The sequence below is a fragment of the Desulfosporosinus orientis DSM 765 genome (assembly GCF_000235605.1).
Classification (GTDB): domain Bacteria; phylum Bacillota; class Desulfitobacteriia; order Desulfitobacteriales; family Desulfitobacteriaceae; genus Desulfosporosinus; species Desulfosporosinus orientis.
In genome coordinates this window covers 4524828-4546634 of sequence record NC_016584.1, presented here as the reverse complement: position 1 = coordinate 4546634, position 21807 = coordinate 4524828, and the positions used below count along the sequence as shown (strand labels likewise).

At 36.8% G+C, this 21807-nt stretch carries 19 protein-coding genes; 16 read left to right on the top strand and 3 right to left on the bottom strand.

Annotated features, from left to right (window positions below; genetic code table 11):
• Positions 1 to 59 precede the first annotated feature (59 nt).
• On the bottom strand, positions 60 to 278 hold the full coding sequence (locus DESOR_RS21035) for a hypothetical protein (RefSeq protein ID WP_014186610.1): 219 nt from the start codon (positions 276 to 278) through the stop codon (positions 60 to 62).
• Positions 256 to 489 (bottom strand): helix-turn-helix domain-containing protein, encoded by a 234-nt coding sequence (locus DESOR_RS21030; protein WP_042331502.1) that lies wholly within the window; start codon positions 487 to 489, stop codon positions 256 to 258. The genes DESOR_RS21035 and DESOR_RS21030 overlap by 23 nt, the downstream gene beginning before the upstream one ends.
• Before the next feature lie 120 nt (positions 490 to 609).
• On the opposite strand from DESOR_RS21030, the gene DESOR_RS21025 reads away from it, so the two are divergent.
• Together DESOR_RS21025 and DESOR_RS30445 are read left to right on the top strand one after the other, a co-directional pair.
• Positions 610 to 921: a helix-turn-helix domain-containing protein gene (locus DESOR_RS21025; RefSeq protein ID WP_014186609.1), complete on the top strand. Its 312-nt coding sequence runs from the start codon at positions 610 to 612 to the stop codon at positions 919 to 921.
• A 567-nt stretch (positions 922 to 1488) separates the two neighbouring features.
• Positions 1489 to 1650, top strand: a complete 162-nt coding sequence (locus tag DESOR_RS30445; RefSeq protein WP_242832374.1) for a hypothetical protein — start codon at positions 1489 to 1491, stop codon at positions 1648 to 1650.
• A 250-nt stretch (positions 1651 to 1900) separates the two neighbouring features.
• Here the strand turns inward: DESOR_RS30445 and DESOR_RS21015 are convergent, their stop codons facing one another.
• Entirely contained in the window at positions 1901 to 2707 is an 807-nt protein-coding gene (locus DESOR_RS21015; protein WP_042331500.1) for a DUF3102 domain-containing protein, read from the bottom strand.
• 557 nt (positions 2708 to 3264) lie between these two features.
• Here DESOR_RS21015 and DESOR_RS30440 point away from each other — a divergent pair.
• From DESOR_RS30440 to DESOR_RS20940, 14 genes are all read left to right on the top strand, one after another.
• Entirely contained in the window at positions 3265 to 3534 is a 270-nt protein-coding gene (locus DESOR_RS30440) for a DUF429 domain-containing protein (protein WP_014186606.1), read from the top strand.
• Between the two features lie 236 nt (positions 3535 to 3770).
• Positions 3771 to 4196: a nucleoside triphosphate pyrophosphohydrolase gene (locus tag DESOR_RS21000; protein WP_081468541.1), complete on the top strand. Its 426-nt coding sequence runs from the start codon at positions 3771 to 3773 to the stop codon at positions 4194 to 4196.
• 433 nt (positions 4197 to 4629) lie between these two features.
• The gene (locus DESOR_RS20995) at positions 4630 to 6357 is read left to right on the top strand and encodes a DEAD/DEAH box helicase (RefSeq protein WP_014186604.1); all 1728 of its coding nucleotides are present in this window, start codon (positions 4630 to 4632) and stop codon (positions 6355 to 6357) included.
• Positions 6358 to 6367: 10 nt separating this feature from the next.
• Positions 6368 to 8149 carry an ATP-binding protein gene (locus tag DESOR_RS20990; protein WP_014186603.1) on the top strand — a complete coding sequence of 594 codons (1782 nt, stop codon included), beginning with the start codon at positions 6368 to 6370 and terminating at the stop codon, positions 8147 to 8149.
• Positions 8150 to 8160: 11 nt separating this feature from the next.
• Positions 8161 to 9084, top strand: a complete 924-nt coding sequence (locus DESOR_RS20985; RefSeq protein WP_014186602.1) for a phospholipase D-like domain-containing protein — start codon at positions 8161 to 8163, stop codon at positions 9082 to 9084.
• Positions 9085 to 9362: 278 nt separating this feature from the next.
• Positions 9363 to 11048, top strand: a complete 1686-nt coding sequence (locus DESOR_RS20980) for a phosphoadenosine phosphosulfate reductase domain-containing protein (RefSeq protein WP_014186601.1) — start codon at positions 9363 to 9365, stop codon at positions 11046 to 11048.
• On the top strand, positions 11048 to 11953 hold the full coding sequence (locus DESOR_RS20975) for a DUF4007 family protein (protein WP_014186600.1): 906 nt from the start codon (positions 11048 to 11050) through the stop codon (positions 11951 to 11953). The genes DESOR_RS20980 and DESOR_RS20975 overlap by 1 nt, the downstream gene beginning before the upstream one ends.
• Positions 11946 to 15611: a DUF6079 family protein gene (locus DESOR_RS20970; RefSeq protein WP_014186599.1), complete on the top strand. Its 3666-nt coding sequence runs from the start codon at positions 11946 to 11948 to the stop codon at positions 15609 to 15611. Before DESOR_RS20975 ends, DESOR_RS20970 begins: the two co-directional genes overlap by 8 nt.
• A 7-nt stretch (positions 15612 to 15618) precedes the next feature.
• The gene (locus DESOR_RS20965) at positions 15619 to 16770 is read left to right on the top strand and encodes an aminotransferase class V-fold PLP-dependent enzyme (RefSeq protein WP_014186598.1); all 1152 of its coding nucleotides are present in this window, start codon (positions 15619 to 15621) and stop codon (positions 16768 to 16770) included.
• A 267-nt stretch (positions 16771 to 17037) separates the two neighbouring features.
• Positions 17038 to 17832, top strand: a complete 795-nt coding sequence (locus tag DESOR_RS20960) for a hypothetical protein (protein ID WP_014186597.1) — start codon at positions 17038 to 17040, stop codon at positions 17830 to 17832.
• Between the two features lie 96 nt (positions 17833 to 17928).
• Positions 17929 to 18645, top strand: a complete 717-nt coding sequence (locus DESOR_RS20955; protein WP_014186596.1) for an endonuclease/exonuclease/phosphatase family protein — start codon at positions 17929 to 17931, stop codon at positions 18643 to 18645.
• Positions 18646 to 18767: 122 nt separating this feature from the next.
• Entirely contained in the window at positions 18768 to 19697 is a 930-nt protein-coding gene (locus tag DESOR_RS20950) for a hypothetical protein (protein ID WP_014186595.1), read from the top strand.
• A complete protein-coding gene (locus DESOR_RS20945; RefSeq protein WP_014186594.1) occupies positions 19678 to 20235 on the top strand; it encodes a 3'-5' exonuclease in 558 nt (185 codons plus the stop codon). Before DESOR_RS20950 ends, DESOR_RS20945 begins: the two co-directional genes overlap by 20 nt.
• A 465-nt stretch (positions 20236 to 20700) precedes the next feature.
• The gene (locus tag DESOR_RS20940) at positions 20701 to 21807 is read left to right on the top strand and encodes a phospholipase D-like domain-containing protein (protein WP_014186593.1); all 1107 of its coding nucleotides are present in this window, start codon (positions 20701 to 20703) and stop codon (positions 21805 to 21807) included.

The window sequence follows — 21807 nt, the reverse complement described above, 5'->3', positions numbered from 1 at the left end:
GGGAAGTAAAGCATGGCCTAGAATGACAATGTTGTCGTTTCTGGGCCATGCTTAATTTTCTAATGATCTGATGTAATCTCAGCAAGGCGGATTCTAATGCCTAACTCCAGGAAATAGAAGCCCATGCCTCGGGAAAGCTCGGCGTCAGCGCCTTTTGTCTGCAGATAAGCGATTCCCAGTTTCCATAAATCCTGATAGCTGTGTTTAGCCAAAGAGGAATAGCGCCTGCGGACATAGTCATAGCCGATCTCGAAATCACTGAGTTCCTGTCTGTCCATCGTTTTCCTCCCGCTGTTTGGGGGATTGTTCACCGATAAGTTCGGAAATACTAACACCGAGAGCTGCTGCGAGTTTCTTGAGAATAGGGTAGGTGGGCTGTTTTTTGTTAGCTTCCAGCTCGGAAATATAGGTTTGGGAAACCTTCGAGCGTCTGGAAAGCTCAGCCTGAGACAATTTTTGTTTTGTTCGAAAAAAGTTAAGGTTCTGCATAAAGGCACTTCCTTTTGACAATAATTATAATTGCCTTTGCGATATTTTGCAACCGCTTTAGCGTGCTATGGGCGGGCTTTTTTATTTGCTATAATTGCTTTAGCGATAGGGAGTGAAATAATGGGAATAGATTATGGCGCTAAATTTTTGGAATTACGAAAGAAGAATAAATTAAGTCAAAAAGATTTGGCCGGTATTGCGGAAATTGGTCAAACTACGATTAGCGATATAGAATCTGGAAAGAAATCACCCAACGCTGTCACCATTGAAAAGATCTGTTCGGCTCTCAATGTCACCCTCACAGAATTTTTCGCTGAAGAACGTCCGCAGTTGGAGCCGGAACTTCGCCGTCTGGTAGAAACGGTAAGAAAACTTTCACCGGAACAAATCGACCGTCTTCAGAAGTTGCTGGAGTCTATGAGTAAGGATTGATTTGGGGCTTTAGAGGTACCTATAGGGAAAGAAGCAAGTTGAAGTGTTTCTATGTTCAAAAAGACCCCTTTGCGGAGTCCTTCCTAATTATTGTTCAAAATTGTATGCCTATTTTCATCCAGCTAGTCTGACCTATTGACCGGCCGCTTTGAACACAGCCCGACTATTGAAGCTTTAATTTTTATGATATACTAATTTATAGTAAATTTTGGGAAGGTTTTTTTATTATGAAGTGGAATGAGGTAAGAAATATTTATCCCAATTAGTTTGTAAAGTTTGAAGTTTTAAAATCACATATTGAAAACGACAAGGAATATGTGGATGAAATAGCGGTAATTGGGCCTATAGCAGATGATAAAGCAACGCGTGAGCTTTTGGAATCTAAGGATAATGTTTTGATTTATCATACTGCAAATGAAGTAGTAGTGATAAAGTTGAGAACGAGAATTGGATTGAGGAGAGCATTAAAAAACGCGCATTGAATATGGAGATGGATTGCTTTTTACTAGTATTGAAATTGTTACCTCTTATGGCATAGGGGGGAAAGAACATTCTTTTGTAAAGAAAGTGGACAAAGTCAAGATCGGAGAATATTGCATTAATAATTGTTCATTGGATTTTACAAGCTACATTTACGAAGATATTAATGGACTTTTAGGATTGGATATGCTGCTCAATGCCGGGTTTATCATTGATCTAGAAAAGTTAAATATGTACCTGCAAAATTGAAGTTTTATTTTTATACTACGTGTTATTATCATTGTGTGGCTTGACAATAGAAAAGGGTGCCAATCAGTTTTAAGACTGACTGGCGCCCTTTTGCATAGTATGCAACCGGCTCACATATAGGTAATACTCGGCGGAACATATTGGGAGTACCCTTCGCAGGTCCGGAAAAACAACCGTATATTTGCCGCTTGTTTTATCCCGCTCAATAATGGCCGGGAAAACATAGTTCCTCTTCATCATCCACCATTCCTTACTGAGCATCTCCGCCGGGGCGAGCTTGCCTGCTCCACGTCTCGTCCTTAAGCCACATTTTCAGCAGATCATAAACTTTATTCTTATAAATGATATACGTCTCCTTGTCATTGGGAGCGATTTGGAGCAGCTTATGCTTCACTTCCTTAATGGTTTCATCCAGGTTTTCGCAGAGGAAAGCGATATGGTTGGCCCTGACCTTGAGGGACGTATTAATGAAGTTCGTTTTCATCCTCTCGTAGCCCTTGGCGTTTGAGGTTTTTTGGAGGGATTCCAGAGAATCCTTCAGCTGCCTGGCCGTTTGATCGAGTTCCGCTTTGGACGTCTTGACGTTCTCCAATTGGGCCTTCAGGTTGTCCAGCTCTTCAGTCAGCCCGGCGATGATATCCCCTTGGTCTTCCACTGTTTTCTGGAGGTCCGCGTTAACCTCCAGGGCCTGGTCCTTTTCCTGCAAGGCCTGAGTTCGTTCACTGACCGCCTGCCGCAGTTCCTGGATGGTCATGCCTTCCACATCCATATCCACGATGAACTGCGCCCGTTCCTCCTTAGGGATACCTAAAAGAAGCACCGCCTGGCTGTAGCTTAAATTCGGATTCGAATCCGAATTTGAGGAGGAAAGCTGTCCGGCTCCGTACTCTTTGAAGATACGTATCATTTTATTGGCCCTGCTCTGAGAGAAATCCACCGACTCCTCCAGCCACTTGCCCCATTCTCCATGCTTAAGCAAGGCCTTAGCCTCCGTCAGCCGCCTTCCGATCTCGACGGCGGCGGCAAGGTAGACCCTCTCAGCCTGGAATTTGATCATGTTAATTTCAGCGGCGATGGCATTGGGTGTGCGTCCGCTGATGATCAGTTACTGTATCAGTCATGATATCCACACTCCTTGGGGCTAATTTCACTTGTCTCTGTATATGCAAGTCAAGGCAAAGCAAGGGTACGCTAAATAATGTCATTAATCTTATCAGCAGAAATAAGAAGGCATTAATTTATTTCATCCCAAGTAGCGGATTTTTTACAGGTAAAAATCTTGCAGATCTTGAATGTATCATGAGTCAATGCGAGGAAGATACAAGAAATTTATTTAAGAATCTATCTAATAAGAATGTTCAACTAGTAAAAGATGGTATAAAGGATTATATAGTAGAAGAGCAACTTTTATTTTAAGTTCAGTTAAAAAATTACAACATAATATGACGCCAACGACTGACTGGCGCCATATTATGTTGTTTTTGAAATATTCCGTGATTAATGGAAGGAAAAGCAGGAAGTTCGGCGAAAAAGAAACTATATGACAAATGTTGTCCAAAATACCAGATTCACTTGAGGATTGACTTAAAGCCAAGGGTTTTTGGAGGTAAATAAATGCATTATATCGGCATCGATTTAGCCTGGACCTATACCAATGAATCGGGAATTTGTGTGATCGCTGACAATGGGGAAATCATCTATTGCGAGTCCAAGGTTTTCAGCGACGAAATGATTGCGGACATCGTTGCTGAGTATGCTCATGAAGGAGCCATCGTGGGAATTGATGCTCCTGCAGGTGAAAACGGACAGATTTCTGCCATGAATTTTTTCTCTCATAATTGCACTGTCACAATACCGGGCACCTGTTTCGTTATTTACGATTAAGATGGTCAGCCTTTTGCAAAGGCTGGGTGACTTTAATCCTCCCGTCCACAATATAGAAGATTTCTTTTATCATTCACCGAGCATTCAGGCTATGTCTAAGAAGGGGTATAAGAACCTTGAAGATAGGCTGGATGCTTTTTTATACTGTCAGAAAGTATAAACTTGCGTTATATACTTTCCAAGCATAAGTGCAACTAAGGCTGCCGCTGCGCCTGCGGCTGCAAGATAGTTAACTCGTGCGAAGACAGTGTCTTCGGGCGCCAGCCAAGTATTCTTTATGTGCTTACGCTGCTTATTGGCTCGCCAGGCATAAGGGAAAGGTGATCGGCGATGACCGGGATGGCTTCATTACCATTCCTGTAATAGATGAGAAGGATGTCCGTGACGGCAGATCAGAGAAGATAAAAGTCTATAATAAACTGATTCGCGACAAGATACCCCAGATTATCGAAGACAGCGGCAAGAAAGCCATGATCGAAAAGGTTTCAGGCCCAGAGTACCTGGATTTATTAAACGCCAAGTTAGGGGAAGAGCTTCAGGAGTACCTGGACAGCCAAAAGGTTGAAGAACTGGCGGATTTAGTGGAAGTGGTCTACGCCATCCTGGATTATAAAGGGGTTTCTCGGGAGGAGTTTGACATACCAGAAAGCAGAAAGTTATAAAGGATAACTGCTGTTAAATGCAGGTCTTCGATCACCTGAGGGCTAAAGTAATTCTGATTCTTAGAGTGATATAAGGAAAACTAAGCTTGTTACTCCGCTAGATAAAGGGAGAGGCGTAATGCGTTTCTAATTCCTCACTATCAATTTTATAGCAGGGTTTCAACAAAAAATGCAGAATTTAATTATTGGGAGAAATTTCTGCAACAAGTGCTTACAAGGACTTAGTCTATAGCAGTATTAGAGTATAGGCTTGGGTGAGACGAATGCGATGTTAGGTGAAGGTTGAACTTTGATGGACTTACAGAGGAGAATGGTATGTGAATATTATGTATTGGTTTTATGTTGAGGAAGCAAGACTCATGGATGTATTGTCAGTTTGTCAATGAAAATGTACCTAACATTATCATATTCAAAAGCAAAATGGAGGTTGTAGATGAATACACAGGTTATTCGAACACAGATGTTAAGCTTTAGCTTGGAAAGCCTAAAAAGGTTTTTAGGTACCAATTTAATAGATACATTATTAGAATGGACACCTGATAATACGGCCTTTGTTACTAAAGCAAGATTAACGGATATGATTTTGACCATTCATGGAGTCAACATCTTAAAAAAATCAGAGTTTAGGAAATGCCTATTAAGGACTTTTTCAGAAAAAACGATTCTATCCTTTTCGGTACTCATGTCAGCTGCAGATCGAAATATAACCGATCCAAACGATTTGATAAATAAAATTGTTGTTTCCCCATGGAGAAATAATAGCGTAAGCAAAAAAATATTGGAAATTTTAGAAATTGAAGAAGAGATTTTTGATACTACTATTATTCAAGAGCCTTCACAAGAATCAATTACTTCTCCAGAAAGGTTTTATGAGCTTTTGGATTATCAGTTCGTTATTAAACAAAGGATTTTGAACAATTTAACCTCCGGTATTGAGCTTAATCGTATGCTTATACACATGCCAACAGGTACAGGTAAGACTAAGACCGCAATGCATACGATATGTCATTATTATAATTTTAACTTAAATAAAAACGGATTAGTTATTTGGGTAGCTCATACAACAGAGCTATTGCAACAGGCTTATGATACTTTTATTTCTGTTTGGAAACATTTGGGTAGTGGCGATGTAACAGCTTGTAAATTGTGGGGTAACCATAATATTAACGCAAGTGACTTTGATTACAATGGTATCGTTTTTTGCGGAATACAGAAGTTAATATCAATGGTATCAAGCTCACCTGAGATCGTAGAACAACTAATTCAAAATTGCAGACTTATAGTTTTTGATGAAGCGCATAAAGCTGCAGCTTTAGAAACGAAAAAAGCAATCGAAAAGTTTATGATAAAAAAACATGATATGCCGGATAGAGGTTTAGTTGGTTTGACTGCTACTCCTGGAAGATTTACTGAAATGGATGTTAGTAATGATTTATTAGCGGCTATGTTTGGGAACAAGCTGATTTCAATTGACATAGAAGTTATGAATTTAATTAATATGTCACGAGTTGAAGCTCTCAACATAAAAGTTGAAGCCGACACTATTTCTTACTTCCAAAACAAACGCATTTTAGCAAAGATCAAAAAAGAACAACTGATTTACCAACATAGCTTGTCGGCTGAAGAACTAAGCAAAATTAAAGATACTGCGAAGAACAATGGATATGTGGATTTCACAGACAAAGCTCTCGAGATCATTGGGAGAAATAAGAGCAGGAATCTAAGAATACTGCAAAGGCTAAGAGAACTGTATGCCGAAAGGATACCGACTATAGTTTTTGCCTGTTCGGTCGAACATGGTCAGCTATTGGCATCTATGCTTTCAATTGAGAACATACCTAATGCTCTGGTTATAGGAGATATGATACCACAGGAACGAGCTGAGGCTATTAGAGCTTTCAAGGATAGAGATAATCCTATAAATATACTTATTAACTTTGAAGTCCTAACTACAGGCTTTGATTCAACAAACATTAAATGTGTGTTTATTGCCAGACCGACCCAATCTGTTGTTTTGTATAGTCAAATGCTTGGACGAGGATTAAGAGGTCCTCAAATGGGTGGAAATGAAGAGTGTCTACTCATTGATGTTAAAGATAATCTGGAAAAATACGATGAAAAATTAGCTTTTGGTCATTTCAATAATTACTGGAAGGCATAGGTGATATCTTATGGCACAACGAATTGTAAATATTGAACAAATGGGAGATGCACTTAGAAATACAGGATACAAAAGCATTGAAAATGCTATTTCAGAGATTATTGATAACTCTATTGAAGCTTCAGCAAACAATATTTTCGTGTTGGTTTCAGAATCGATTGATGAGATATCACACAGAAAGTATGTATCGGAGTTTGCATTTCTTGATAACGGCGATGGCATGGATGTAGAAAAATTGGAGTCATGCTTAGGTATTGGATTTACTACACGTTCAGAAAGAAAAGGTATAGGCAGATTTGGCGTGGGTTTACCACAAGCTTCATTGCATGTATGTCCAGCAGTTGATGTTTATTCATGGCAGAATGGATATGAGAATTGTAAAAAAGTTTTTCTTGATATAGATTTAGTGGGGGCAGGTAAACAAACTGAAATTGAAGACCCTATAAAATCTCGTGTCCCCGAAAAGTTTGAAAAATTTCTTAAGTACAATACGGGTGAAAAGCAATATGATTTCACAAAAAGCGGTACACTCGTGCATTGGAAGAAATGTGATAGAGTAAGCCCTAAAACAATACGCTCTCTTTTCCAAAGATTAGAGTTTGCATTAGGTCAAAAGTTTAGATATTTGATCAAGCTTAATACTCATAGTATTAAGCTTATTCATATTGAAAACGAAGAATTTAATTTTGAGGTTATGCCGAACGATCCAATGTTGCTTATGGAGGGAAACTATGTTCTTGGAAATCCGGACAAGCCTGAAGAATTACTACAAAGAAAAAATAATCCAAATGCAGTACCCTTGTTTGAGCCATACACAAATGAAAGTTGCTTAGACGGTGTTGTGAAAATACCTGTTGAATATCAAGATAAGGAGACGCGCAAATTAATGCAATCTACTGTTAAAGTAGCCTTTTCTAAAGTCAAAGACATTTTTTATGATAAAACTGCATTTCCATCAAAAGACCCCGGCTCAACCCCTATGGGTAAACATGTAGCCAAAATGGAAGGCATTTCCGTTGTGAGAGCTGACAGAGAGATTGATTTTGGTATGTTTGACTTTTACAAGAATATAAACCAACCTCAGCACAGATGGTGGGGCTGTGAGATTAGATTTAACCCGGAGCTTGATGAAGCTTTTGGAGTGTCAAATAATAAGCAGCATGTTGAGCTTCGTGAAGTAAGACCAGAAGATTATGATGAAGGAGAGCTAAAACCTGTATGGTTACAGATTAATTCCGTGATAAGCAATACGATCAGCAAAATTTACAATGAAAATAAGGAAATTAGAGCTAAGTCTCGAACAGTTGATGACCTAAAAACTCCTGTAAGCGAAATAATAAATACAGTTGAAGTAAACAACGATGCAGATAGTGAAACAAAAAAAATCAAGAATGAAACCCCTATTAAGAAACTTATTGAAAAGAATAAGGAGGTATTGATAGAACAGGGCGTAGATGTTGTCACCGATGAAGAAGTAATTCAATATATGAAAAACAAAGTAAATATTTTTTATAAGGATTTACGCAATGGCCCGTTCTTTGACTACTCATTTAGCTTGGGCAGCTGTCAAGTTGATATAAATACTTCTCACATATTTTACCAGAAGTTTTTTCCTCATATTGAATCAAAGCCTGAAACAAAGACTGCTTTTGAATTGTTTATCGCAGCTTTTGTTAAAACACTTGATGAAACAGCAATTGGAGATAAAAAAGAGATAGCAGATGTTATTGTACAGGAGTGGAATATTAAGTTAAGAAGGTATATTAATGAACAAGCCAACTATGGAAAATAGGAGCGTGGTTTATGGGATTACTATTTTCCAACGAAATTAAAAAACAGCTTGAGGTTGAGCTTGGGCAGGCCACAAATAATATTCATATTGTTAGTGCCTACTGCAAAAAGTCTGCCATGCAGTTTATCGAAAGCTGTATTGTAAATCCAATGCAAGGCAAAAAGCTAATGGTACGCTTTGCTTATGACGATATACTCAAAGGTGCGTCTGATTTAGAGGTTTATGATTTTTGCAGGAACAATGGTTGGCAATTGTATATGCGCCTTGATTTACATGCAAAAACATATATTTTCGATAAGATGAGATGCATTGTAGGCAGTGCAAACCTGACAGCAAGAGGTATTAATATCGCAGATAACGCAAATTATGAAATTGCATTACTGACATCTGTTTCAGAAGAAGAAATGTGTCGCATTGAAAATCTGTTTGATGGTGCGGTGTTAGTAACTAATGAACTTTATGAGCTAATGCAACAATGCCTTGTTAGTAGAGGTAATCAAAATACTTATAATTGTGAAAATTGGAGTGATGACATACTGAACCACTTTGATCCAAAGATTGAAGTGCTTTTCACATATGATTTTCCAAACTGCAATTCTTTGAGCTACTTAAAAGATGATTCGCTTGATTTCTTAGGGCTAAGCACGGGATGGACGGTGTTAACAGTAAAAAAAGCATTTGTGAAGTGTAATGTGTATCGCTGGCTCAAAGCGGTGCTTGAGGAAAGACCCAGTAATGAAATCTATTACGGAGAATTGTCTGCTTTGATACATAATACAATTATTAATGACCCTAAGCCTTATCGCAAAGAGGTTAAGGAACTGCAAACAAATCTGCTTAATTGGATTACTGAGCTTGATATCAAAGAAATAGGAATTGATAGACCTCATCATTCACAAAGAATTCGCTTAGTCAGTAAGGAAGATGCAAATTAAAGGAAGTGTGTTTAAACTAGTCTTTTATACTCATTTTCAAAGAATCTACAATCAAGAAAAAATGTGAATTATTTACTTAAATTTCCCTTAAGCTGCTCAGAGAACACTTTAGCTGTATATTAACTTGTTCGGAGAAGAATTATTGAACTTAGGAAAAAAATATACAGAACGAATGTTTGGAAGAAGGAGTTTAACTATATATAGCGAATCAAATTACTGGAGATCCTTTCTCCAGTAATTTGATTTGTCTACAATATATTGATCGAGGTGATTTTTATATGTCGGAAAAGGAAAACGATATGAAACTTTATTGGTGTGGAGAGTGCAATATTCCGGTGTATAAGACAACTTGCCCGCTTTGTCTCAGCAAGACTAATTATTTTGCAATGGATGCACGACCGGTATTTCCTGAAGAGGTTACTCTTTTAGAGATATTATTACATAAAAAAGGCCAACTTCAAGGTCGAAGTATTTGGAATACTAAGGGGAATCGCTATTATGCGGACGGAAATCTTCTCAAAGAGTTTTCTGTACAAGAAATCATTAGAGAATGGGATCCTGATCAAGTGCACCGTCTATTCCTAGAAGAAAAAAATAACGGATTTGATTATGATTCATTTGATTCAATGGTAGCTAAATTTATACTGGCCAATAAAAAGCGCCTTCAAAAGCTTGAATATGATAGTTTTGAGTTTATAAAGATGGCTTCAGAAAAGTATGAAAAACGAATTAATATGGTTTCGTTCAGCGGGGGGAAAGATTCAACAGTTGTTTCTTGTTTAGTGAGAAGAGCTTTAGGTGCAGCTGATATATTACACATCTTCGGAAATACAACCTTAGAGTTTCCTACAACTTATGAATACCTAGAGTTATTCCAAAAATATAATCGCCGAGTTCCATTTTTCAAGCCAAAGTCAGATCGAAATTTTTTCGAGTTATCTGAGACTATTGGACCTCCGAGTCGGGTAATGCGCTGGTGTTGCACGGTTTTTAAAACAGGACCTATTGCAGATATCATCGATAAATTAAGTGTTGATGAATTGGGTAAAGATGGTATTAAGAACGATAATAAAATATTAACTTTTTATGGTATCCGCCGAAGTGAATCTACACAGAGAAGTAAATACGATGCTATTTCAAAGAGTCCGAAAATTGCTAAACAAATAGTAGCATCACCTATTATTGATTGGATTGATGCGGATGTTTGGCTATACTTACTATCCCATGATGAAGCGTTTAATCATGCGTATCGTTTGGGTTTTTCACGCGTAGGTTGTTTGGTGTGTCCTAACAATAGTGATTGGGCATATTTCTTAAACAGGGTGCATTTTCCAGAACAGTCCACTAAATGGAGAGATTTCCTCGTCTCATTTGCAAGTAAAATAGGTAAACTTGATGCTGAAGAATATATTGACTCTGGAAATTGGAAGGCTAGACAAGGTGGCAATGGTATGGAGGTAGGCTTTAGCACGGTGAAATTTGAACCTTGCGCCACTGAAACCAATGCGAGAAACTACACGTTAACCAGACCCATAACTAAAAATTTGTATGAATATTTTAAGCCATATGGAAACCTAGACTTTGAACGTGGAAGAACGTTACTTGGGGAAGTATACGTTTGGGCTAGGAAAGATAAAAAAAGGGAGAAGCCTTTACTTAGGTTACAGGGGAAAATAGGACAAAACCACCTTAAGATTATTATTGATCCGAAAGTTTTTCACAAGGAATACCCACGTAAGAGCTTATTGTTATTAGAGAATTGGATTGATTGCCAACTCCGAAAATATCAGGCCTGCATAGCATGTGGAGGATGTCCGGCTATTTGTAAAATGAAGGCTATAACAGTTATAGACGAACAATATCGGATAGACTCTTACAAATGCATAGGCTGTATGGAGTGTATTGCACATTATGATAAAGGTTGTTTAGTAACCAAGGTAACTCAAACGAGGGGGCTCATATAATGGGTAGTAAAATGGCTTTTGCCAGACACCAGACGTTTCACTTCAGAGAGGGATGGTTGACCAAAGGATTAAGAAAAATAGAGGAACAACCCAATGTTTTCATGGCGAAAGATGGTATGGAACAACTTGGTATCGGTAGCAATATGGTAAAAGCCCTCCGATATTGGCTTGTTGCAACAAATCTCACCTACGAAACAACGGGAGGAAATAAAGAACAGAAACTTACGGATGTAGGAAGAGCTATCTATAAGTCTGATAAATACCTCGAAGAAGAATTTACTTTGTGGCTTATTCATTTTCAATTAGCTACGAACAAAGAAGTAGCAACTGCCTGGTATTGGTTTTTTAATGTGTTTAAACACAAAGAGTTTGATGAAGATCTCTTTATAAATGAGTTAGAATTTTGGATTAATGAGCAAGAAAATGATGCTAAAGAGGTTTCGAGAGGATCCTTAAAAAGGGATTTTGATTGCATCATTAGTACTTACTGTGTACAAAAAACTAATGGTTCTAGTCCAGAAGATAATTTAATGTGTCCTTTACAGGAATTAGGGCTAATTGAACTTGTAGATACAAAAAGGAAGCGATATCGGTTTACTAGGCGGAAGGTTGAGCAAATAGACAAAGAGCTTTTTTTATATGCAATTTTAAAATTTATGGATAGTAACGGTCACAAAAAGGATATCGATTTAGATGTCTTGCTTTCTGCTGAAGGAAGTATTGGTAGGATATTTGTGCTTGGGGTAACCGAGTTAATTCAAGTATTAGAGATGTTACAGGTAAGTGGATTTTTACGCTTAAATAAGACGGCTGGATTAAACCAAGTTACTATAATCCAAGAAAGTGACCCTATTAGTATAATTAAGGAGTATTATTATCAAATAGGAGCCAATCAAGATGAATAAACGATTAAACAGATATATTTCCACCTCTCCAGGATTTCAATATTCTATAAATGTTAAATATGATCTTAGAAGCCAAACGAAAGTGGCGAACTATATTCCCTTAGCTCAGACTACCTCAGTTATAACGGACGTAATCTCATCAAATATTGATAGGGGTAGTCAACGTTCACGATTGATTGTGGGGAACTATGGTACCGGAAAATCACACCTTAGTGTCGTTTTACTTTCAATTATGGGGAAGGTACTCTCAATAGAATCTTATGATGAACTGTTGCGAAAAATCCAAGAATACGACCCAAATGCTGCAGATATTATTAGTTCTGAGCTTACGAAGGAAAAGATGTTACCGGTGGTTATCACTGGCTCTGATCAACCCCTTGAGCAAATGTTATTAACTAGCTTACAAAGTGCTTTAGAGGAAGTAGGGTTGAATAGCTTAATGCCCAGTACATTCTATTCAGCAGCATTAAAGCAAATTGAAAATTGGGAAGGCCAATATCCAGATGCCTTTAATTCTTTTAAACAATATTTGTTAAAGAATGATATTAAGATTATTGAGTTAACTAAGGGATTGGAAAGGCAGGACAAAAAAGACTATAATCTTTTTACGCTTGCTTATACTCATGTAACCCACGGTGCTGTATTTCAGCCTCTATTACAAGGGAGGGCAGAAGATATCTATTTAGAGGTTGCAAGACAGATGTCTAAACGAACTTTAAATGGAAGTTCAAATTTTCGGGGTATTTTCGTTCTCTTCGATGAGTTTGGGAAATATCTTGAGAATGCATGGGAAAATAAGGATAAGGTTAATCTCCAGCCTCTTCAAGACTTTGCCGAGGCTTGTAATTCGAGTGCTGATAATCCTATACAGTTTATCCTTGTAACGCATAAACCGATCGCGCAATATGCGAGCAAGTATGGTCAAGACCTTGTTAACGAGTGGAAGAAGGTTGAGGGACGGTTCAAGACGATTGAACTAATTAATCAGCCAGCCAAGGTATATGAAATCATATCGAATGTCATCTTAAAAGACAAAGAATACTGGAAATCTTATCAGGACAATAATAAGCTTTGGATAAACGAATTGAGGTCCCAGTTAATCAATACTAGGCTCTTCTCCGATCTGCCATCGCCTGAGGAATTAGACAAATATATCCTTAATGGCTCATTTCCACTTCATCCTGTTTTAGTTTTTGCATTACCAAGATTTTCACAAAAAGTAGCTCAAAATGAACGAACTGTTTTTACATTCCTCTGTAGTAATGAATTTAATACACTAAATGAGTACTTAAATAACAATGAGGCGGATTCGCAGTTTCTACTGACATTGGATATTCTTTACGACTATTTTGAAAACCAGATGAGAACAATGGATAACCAAGATAATATTCACACAATATGGTTTCAAACTAATGCAGCTCTCAGTCGTTTGGACGAAAATGAATTAGTTGCGGCTAAAATCCTAAAATCATTATCAGTTATTAAGGCTATTGGATTACCAACAGTGTTACCGGCTACAATAGATATCTTAAAACTAACTTACAGTGGATCAGACATTGATCTTGAAAAATTAGTTAACTCCTTTCAAACACTCCTACGGAAAAGAATACTTTTCGAAGGCAGTTCTTCTGGTGTACTTGAATTTATAGTGCCTGGAGAAATGGACATTGAACAGAATCTCAGTGCTCTTGTAGCTAAACGAAGAACACTCGTTGATCCTTGGTTGGTATTAAATGATGCATTCCTACCTAATCCTGTGTTGGCTAAACGCTATAACGATGAGTATTCAATGGTAAGGTATTTTTCATGCCTTTATGTCTCAGTCAACAATATAGCTAACCTGATAAATGATTTTGAGGGCCAATATGGTAAGGATGGCTTGATTCTTTATATATTACCAGAAGGCGAGGGTGACATTGATAAATTTAAACAGATACTCACCCAGTTTAGTGCTAAAAGAGTCGTCTTTGTTGTCAACGAGAACTTTGAAACTGATTATAAAGAATTAGAAACGCTTATTAGGAAGCTTGATGCATTAAAGGAACTACTGAAGATAGTGGAAAGTGGCAAGCATCTAGAAGCAGATCGCTTAGAAATACTACTTAGACTTAAAGACACTGAAACTGAAATTAATTTGATTTTAAGCCGAACATTTAATTTAAAAAAGGCTTCCACGTATTATGGTTCAAAAATAGAAGTAAGCATAAATAGTAAATCATCTCTTAGTCGTTTTATATCGGATCTGTGCGTCTCCTATTTTAATAAAACTCCCAAGTTTAACAATGAGATGATTAATAAACATAACCTTACTTCTCCAATTATTAACGCCAGAAAGAAAGTAGTTAATGGATTGCTTAGTCAGTATATGGTACCAAAGCTTGGGATTATTGGTTCAGGCCCAGAATTAGCCATCTTTAAGTGTTTGCTTGATTACACACGTATCGTGGTTGAAGATGAGCAAAGTGTAGTGCTAGCTGATTTACAAACTCTTATGGATAAGGGGCTTGTCTCAACACTTTTGAAACTAAAGTCGATACTAACAGAGGCAGTCGAAGGGTTAACTATATATCAAATACTTGAAGTTATGTGCAATCCTCCATTTGGAGTGAGAATGGGTGTTATCCCTATTTTACTAGCAATAGTTTTACGCGAACAAAAAAGAGAGGTATTATTATTAGACATAAAAGGTAAAGAATTCCCATTAAATGCTGAAAATATAGATAATGCCCTGATGGATCCAAAAGGATACCTTTTGTTAAAGGAAAATTGGTCACAAGAGAAGACCTTGTTGTGTCATGAGTTAGAGGTGTTATTCAAGGAATATATTGATGATGATTCTAGTTTATCGGGACCCACAAAACAAATCGCAGATGCCTTTAGGCGATGGCTTTTCTCAATACCAAGGTTTACCCGAGATTCTAAAGGGTTGACCCAGGGAGCAAAGACCTTAAGAAAATTACTGAAGTCTGAAAATCTTACCAGTACAAAGCTTATATTCCAGGAAATTCCCAACTTATTAGGGGTTCAAAGTTTAACATGTGAGAACGACGTAACTACTGTTATTTCTAGACTCTCAACTTTAAAGGATGAGATCGATGGATATCTTTCAGCAACTCTAGTTAATTTAGAGCAAGATCTAATTCGATCAGTTGAGTTAGGTACTATAAATTCCCCTTCATTATTAGCAAGTTTAAAAACTTGGTATGAATTATTGCCACTTGAGAAACGTAATAACTTGTATTCTGACGGCACACAAAATCTTATTGATCTTGTTTCATCGTTCGCAGGAGAAAACTCATTTGATTTTTTAAACAGGTTGATTAGAAGCTTAACTGGTCTAAGGCCAGAGGATTGGAATGATCAAACGGTCAAGGGCGTACTGCAAATATTTACAGATATGTTACATGAGATTGCTAGCTTTGAATATGTGGCAAGACAAGAAGGAGATATAAGTGCCTCGACTGAAGTGGAAATTACTTTTCCTCAGGAAGATGGAACGTCGGTGAAACGAATATTTTCGAAAGGCTCAGTGTCTCAAACGGGGAATCTATTACAGAATGTCCTTTGGTCCTATATTACTGAGTATGGTGATTCTGTGACTAATAATGAAAAACGGCAAATTGTGCTCACTATTCTTGAAAAATTAGTTAAGAGTTAGGTGGAATATGGATATATATTTAGATAACGCAGCAACGACATTCCCAAAACCTGAAGTCGTTATTGAAGCAGTTGCAGATTGCTTGAGAAATGGTGCGATTAACGCAGGACGAGGCGCGTATCCTCTGGCACTTAAAGCAGAAAGACTTATAGAGGACACACGTAATGCAGTTGCATCGCTTCTTAACTATAATAATGAAGGCCGAGTCCTTTTTTCAGCTAGTGCGACATTGGCCTTGAATCAGGTTTTGCTGGGTATCAACTGGCACTACGGTGATATTATTTACACTACCCCTTTCGAACACAACTCTGTGTCAAGGGTTTTACAGCATTTACAAGATACAATAAATGTTAAACTAATTACTCTTCCCATTAACTGCAAAACTCTTGAATATGACCTAGATGCAATAAAACAGATGTTTAACAAAATGCCACCCAAAGCATTAGTTATGACTCATGTGAGTAATGTTTGTAGTCTCATTACACCGGTTGGCATCATTGCTGAGATGGCAAAGTCTTATGAGGCAATTGTTGTGATTGATGGAGCTCAGGCAGGGCCTTTGTTGCCATTAGAGAAAGCCCAGGAACTAGTTGACTTTTATATTTTTTCAGGACATAAGACATTTTATGGCACGTTTGGTATTGCTGGTTTTGTTACCAATGGAAAAGTTCCGCTAACTCCTATTATCTTTGGCGGAACAGGAAGTCACTCCGAATTACTGTCTATGCCCGAAGATCTACCGTTTAGACACGAAGTTGGGAGCTCGAATATTGTGGCTATTGCTGGATTACATGCCGCGTGTGGCTGGTTAGAAGAGACTGGAATAGCCAATATAAGAGAGCATGAGCGGGCTTTATTTAAACAAACGGTTGAGGAGTTAAATGAATATCCCGATGTTAAAATGTATGTCAGTGGAAATTTAGAGAATCATTTGGGATCCTTATCCTTCATTATAGAAGGCTATACGGCTCAAGAGGTTGGCATAATATTGTCGCAAGAATTTGGAATTTCTTCGAGGACGGGCTTACATTGCGCTCCCTTGGCACATAAGTTTTTGGGGACTTTACCACATGGTACGGTGAGGGTAGGATTTGGCTATTTTAATACTGGTGAAGATGTTGAGAGTTTTGTTGAAGCTGTGAGGACGATAATTGATTAGTAGGAATGACAGGATATGACTCTCAATTGGGCCAAGGCACAATTCGGATATCAAAACAAAGTTAAACCCTAAAACTATAAAAAGATAGGCTGCAGGAACAATGACTTTTTTTAGCTTATTTGTGCTTACTTAGAAGGATAGTATAGAAATGCAAAAATATCCGAGTGGAATGATTTGGTGATGAGTATCCCTCCAGTGGAAAGGTGCTTAGAGAAATTTTCCGTGAATTTCCAGAACGATATAGAATATTTACTGCGAGGCGATGTTATGAAACAGACATTACTTGGTATCCGAGAGCATGCTGCTTGTCTTTCATATCTTATTGGTGACATAGAAGGACAGACAAAGGATCGACTTAAATGGAATCAGATCTCTGAGTGGTTAGACATTGCTTCTGGAATTAAGAAGGTTAGTATGAATTCTGCAATATTCAAATGCAATGAAATGTGTTCTCAGGCCTGGGAATACGACTTTGAGAGAGATTCTTTGCTATCGAAAATCGTAACACAAATTACTATTTTTAACTTTGTTTGGGGCGCATTAGAATCTCTTATTGATTATGTAAGTCCAAAAGATGTTCCAACGAATCGTGGTAAAGTAAATGCAATCTGTGATTATTTGAATGAAAACTATAAAGTCAATAAACCCATTGTATTATATAATGATGTCCTTGCAGAGCTATTGGTAAATGTAAAAAAAGTATATCATTATAGTGAACTTGAAGAAAAATTTAAATTAAAATCGTTTGTAAATCTATCTGGTGTAGGTCTTCAAGTAGTCTACAAGATTAGAAACAAATTTTCCCATGGTTCATTATGCTTTTCGGAGCCTGAAGAATGGAATCTTTCAAAACCTGTTGACGATAAAATCGTAAATCTTGCAACAAGAATAGTTTTATTGTCCATTCAAATGGTTCTAATTACTTTGTTTTATGAGGAAAGTATTATGATTCAACCGTACGAGTGGGGAGACGAAGAGGTAGATCTTCTGGAATATTTGAACATTCTTCATTTGGAAGTAGTAGATTCAAACGATGATAATCAGTTGAGTTTGTTTAACTAAAACATTATCCATGAAATTCCAATTACTCCATACAGTCGCTAACACTACCTGATATTGAAATGCCTGAAGTCAATTGGGAAGAAAGGAGTGTTAATTGTGGCTTGTACTATCGCATCAATCAATGTAAATAAGCGGCTAAGAAATTCGGTTCACAGAGCAAATTTTGAGAATTGGCTGGTACAACTCAATCCTGAACTTGTACTTCTTCAAGAACCCTGGTCATATAAACAAAAGGGTCATGTGGAGATTCGAGGATACAGATTTATAGACGGAAATTCTAATGTCGCAGTGTACTGTTTAGAAACGTATGATTGGAAAGAAATTGCCCAGTCTCTTAAATACAATGAGGAACGATGGTTGTCGATGCAAATAGGTAATATAACTATTCACAATTTGTATTTTCCTAGTGACAAGTCTCCCCAAAAAAAGGAACTACTAAATCATTTAACTGAAAAGTTATATGAATATAGAGACAAAAGCCACATTTTAGTTGGAGATTTTAACTTTGCCCCAGGAGAAGAGGACGGATTATTTGATGGGCAGATAAGTAGTTGGACATCTACTCAAGAAAGAAATGCGTTTCAACGGTTAGTAACAACCATAAATCTTGTTGATATGCACCCTCAAGAAGACATATTTACATTCGAGAGGCAAATTAATAATAAACTGAGTCAATTTAGGTGTGATCTGGCCCTTATCAGTTCTAATGCGTTGGGACTTATTAAACCATCTGTTACTTATTCCCATGTTACACGAAGAGGCGAATATTCGTTTACTGATCATAGTGGTGTTATTTGTCATTTGTTAGGGTAGTACATCCTCTTCAAATAACATGAAGGTAGTATCAAATATACAATTCATTTTGCATGATAATTATGATGTAATAAGCAGGTCTTTTAGGAGGTTGTGTCGAAAACTTTCATGGGTGATAAACTATGGCAGAAAAAATAGAAGAATTTTTATTTGATATTATGGGGTTACTAGTGCCTGGCATGATAGTTTTTTTTACATTTGGTTTAACTCTAGCCTCTATGATTAATTGGGATCCTTTTATAAATTCTATATCTTCTATGAACTATAATAACAGCATATTACTTAAACTTATTATCAGCAATAGATTGCTTGAAAGATCATCATGGGGCAATGGAGAGGTAATTTATGTTTTGGTGGGTTTTCTAATAATTAGTTATTTATTAGGGCATATTGCTAAGGTATTTTCCAAGTACTTTTATGATTTTGGCAAGGTATTTTTTGATGAGGGATTTAATAAGATTGTTGAGTATTTGTTAACTCAATGTAAAACCAAATTATCAGGTAAAATTAATTTTGGACGTTGGCCATTATGGTTAAATAAACTAAGAAAGTGGTTTATGTACAAATTTTCGAAACAAGTTTCAAAAGTAATTAGCGAATATTTTACTTTTGGAGCTGCTAATTATGGGTATGGAAATAAAGATATCGCAAAAAAGGTTGTAGAATTTTTGAATAACAAGTGTCAGATGAATTTTCCAGATAACTGGTACTCAATATACAAATTCTCGAAAGTGATGATGGATCAAGAAAAAATAAAGTCATTAAGTTCAAGGTTTTTAGCTAAATATAACTTTTATAGGTCTTTGTCCTTTATTTTTTTCGTAAATAATCTATTAATATTATTTCTTCTAAGGTACAAATATCAGATCCTTAATGAAGGAGTTTTGCAGTATTACCACGCATTACTAATATTTTCTTTAGCCAGTTGGATGACGTTTCATGAAAAATATAAACGTTACTGGACTTTATGTGGAAACGAGGCTCTGATGTCTCTATTTTATTTTTTTATAAAGAATGAGGTGAAGTTACCAAATGAACAAGCTCATGAATAAAGTACTATTTGTTGACACAGAAACAGGAGGAATAGACCCCCTTGAGCATAGTCTGCTATCGATAGGATTAGTTGTTTGGCAAGCAGGCGAAATTGTAGATAAAGAAGAAATATTTGTTTTAGACCAAGTAATTAAGTTCACACCTCAGGCACTCAAAATAAACCAAATAGATTTTAAAGATTTTATTATTAAAGCGATTGAACCCTCTCAAGCTATAAAGAAAATTCATGACTTTTGTTATAGGAATTTTGGGGATGATATTCCAGTAACACTCGGCGGACATAATGTGAATTTTGACATAGGATTTTTAAAAAAACTTATGGGGAAGGATTTTCAAAAACTATTTTCCCATCGCAGTATAGACACTTCAGCCATATTGAAATATCTATATTTGTCAGGTAAGATATTCGAAGATTGTTCGGGATCTGACAAAGCATTCTCATATTTCAATATTATAGTTCAAAATAGACACTCAGCTTTAGAGGATGCCAGAGCAACTACGTTATTATTTAACAAGCTAATCAAATTAATAAATTAATGAACTTCTGGCAAGTTTAAGATCTTATATGTAGTTGGGAATTCTCGGGACATTATTATAGATATAAAATATAAGAGCTGCTAAAATGGCAGCTCTTTTCATAATGTCCAATTGGGGAAGACGGCAGCAATTTTATCCAGAAGTGGCAAATTTCACGGGCATCCTTATACATACTTTAGGATTTTACCCATGACTTAAAACCAATTTAATAATTTCATTGATATTTATTTTTGTACGTATTTTTTGACCTATTAGGTTTATTTAATCATCGAAACCATTAAGCTCACAAAGAGTTCCATTCTAATTTGCTTAGACGTGCTATCGTCTAAAAAGTGACAACTTCTTTCCTTTTTAGTAATAAATTGCATTATTGAAGAGGATTATGCGGTCTGTAGTCGAATTATCTTTTTATAATAACTAAATTTTATAATGAATTTGGCTAAGCGTAAGAAAGTGAAGTGATTGATGATGAAGTTTATCTCTGACATAAAGCAGGAGTTAGCAGACCAACTCAAAACAGTTAAGTATAGTCTAATCATCATTACTGGATTTGTCACCGTTGAAGGCTTTAAATTTGTAGAGGAGCAGGTGTCTATAAAAAGACTAAAGAAAAAAATATTATTCAAATTGGAACTTGCCGACTTTCAACTAGGTGCAAGCTCCTTTCCTTTCAAATACGCTTTTGATCGAGGCTGGGATATATATTACGATAACACTATTCATGCTAAAAACTATATTTTTGATGACCACCTAGCTATCCAAGGTAGTTCAAACCTGACAGCTAATGGGCTTGGGTTGCACCATGAACGCAGTGACGATAATAATGTTCTTTGGCAGCTCAATACTGAGTTTAGAGAGTGGGTAGATCAGAAGTTTAAATTAGCAATTAAGTTTGATCCAGCAAATGCAGAGTCCATTCAGGATTATCTAATGAGATTAGCTGATGACGGCCAGGAAGAGTTACAGAAGAAACAGGAGCAGATTGATCGAAGGATTGCTGAGCACCGCCTGTTTAATTCCTCCGATATCTTGAAAATCAAGTATCACTTTATAGGTAACAATCAGCTGCAGAATACGTTCATAAAGCTACTCCGAGATAATCTTGATCAGCTGACCGAGGAAATAAGTCCAACTGATCTAAATTCCGTCTATAAATATGAGGATAACCAGAACTGGTACAAGAAGTATTACATTATATCTTTAGACCTGGAAGTAAAAGAACAAGTTTTTCAATATAAAAATCCGTATTACTTGTACACCCCAAGAATCTATCAGTATAGAGGACGCTTTTATAGAGAAAAGCTGTATGGTAACTATTCTTTAGTTGACAGTGCCACATTGCTAACTAAAATGATTAAGACACTACAGCATCTATTTGTCTTAGGGCTAGAAGCAGACGTAGCAAGTGCCAAGCTAATTAAAGAAGGAAGAGACTTAAAGCTACGGTACCAGCGTTTTTGGCCCTTAACCAACCCAAACATCAATGAAATCTACCAGAGGGAGCTAGCCAAATTATTTCTCAAGCAAGAGCTTACACTAGATAATTTGCGGATGGAGGGAGTCCATGAGTGA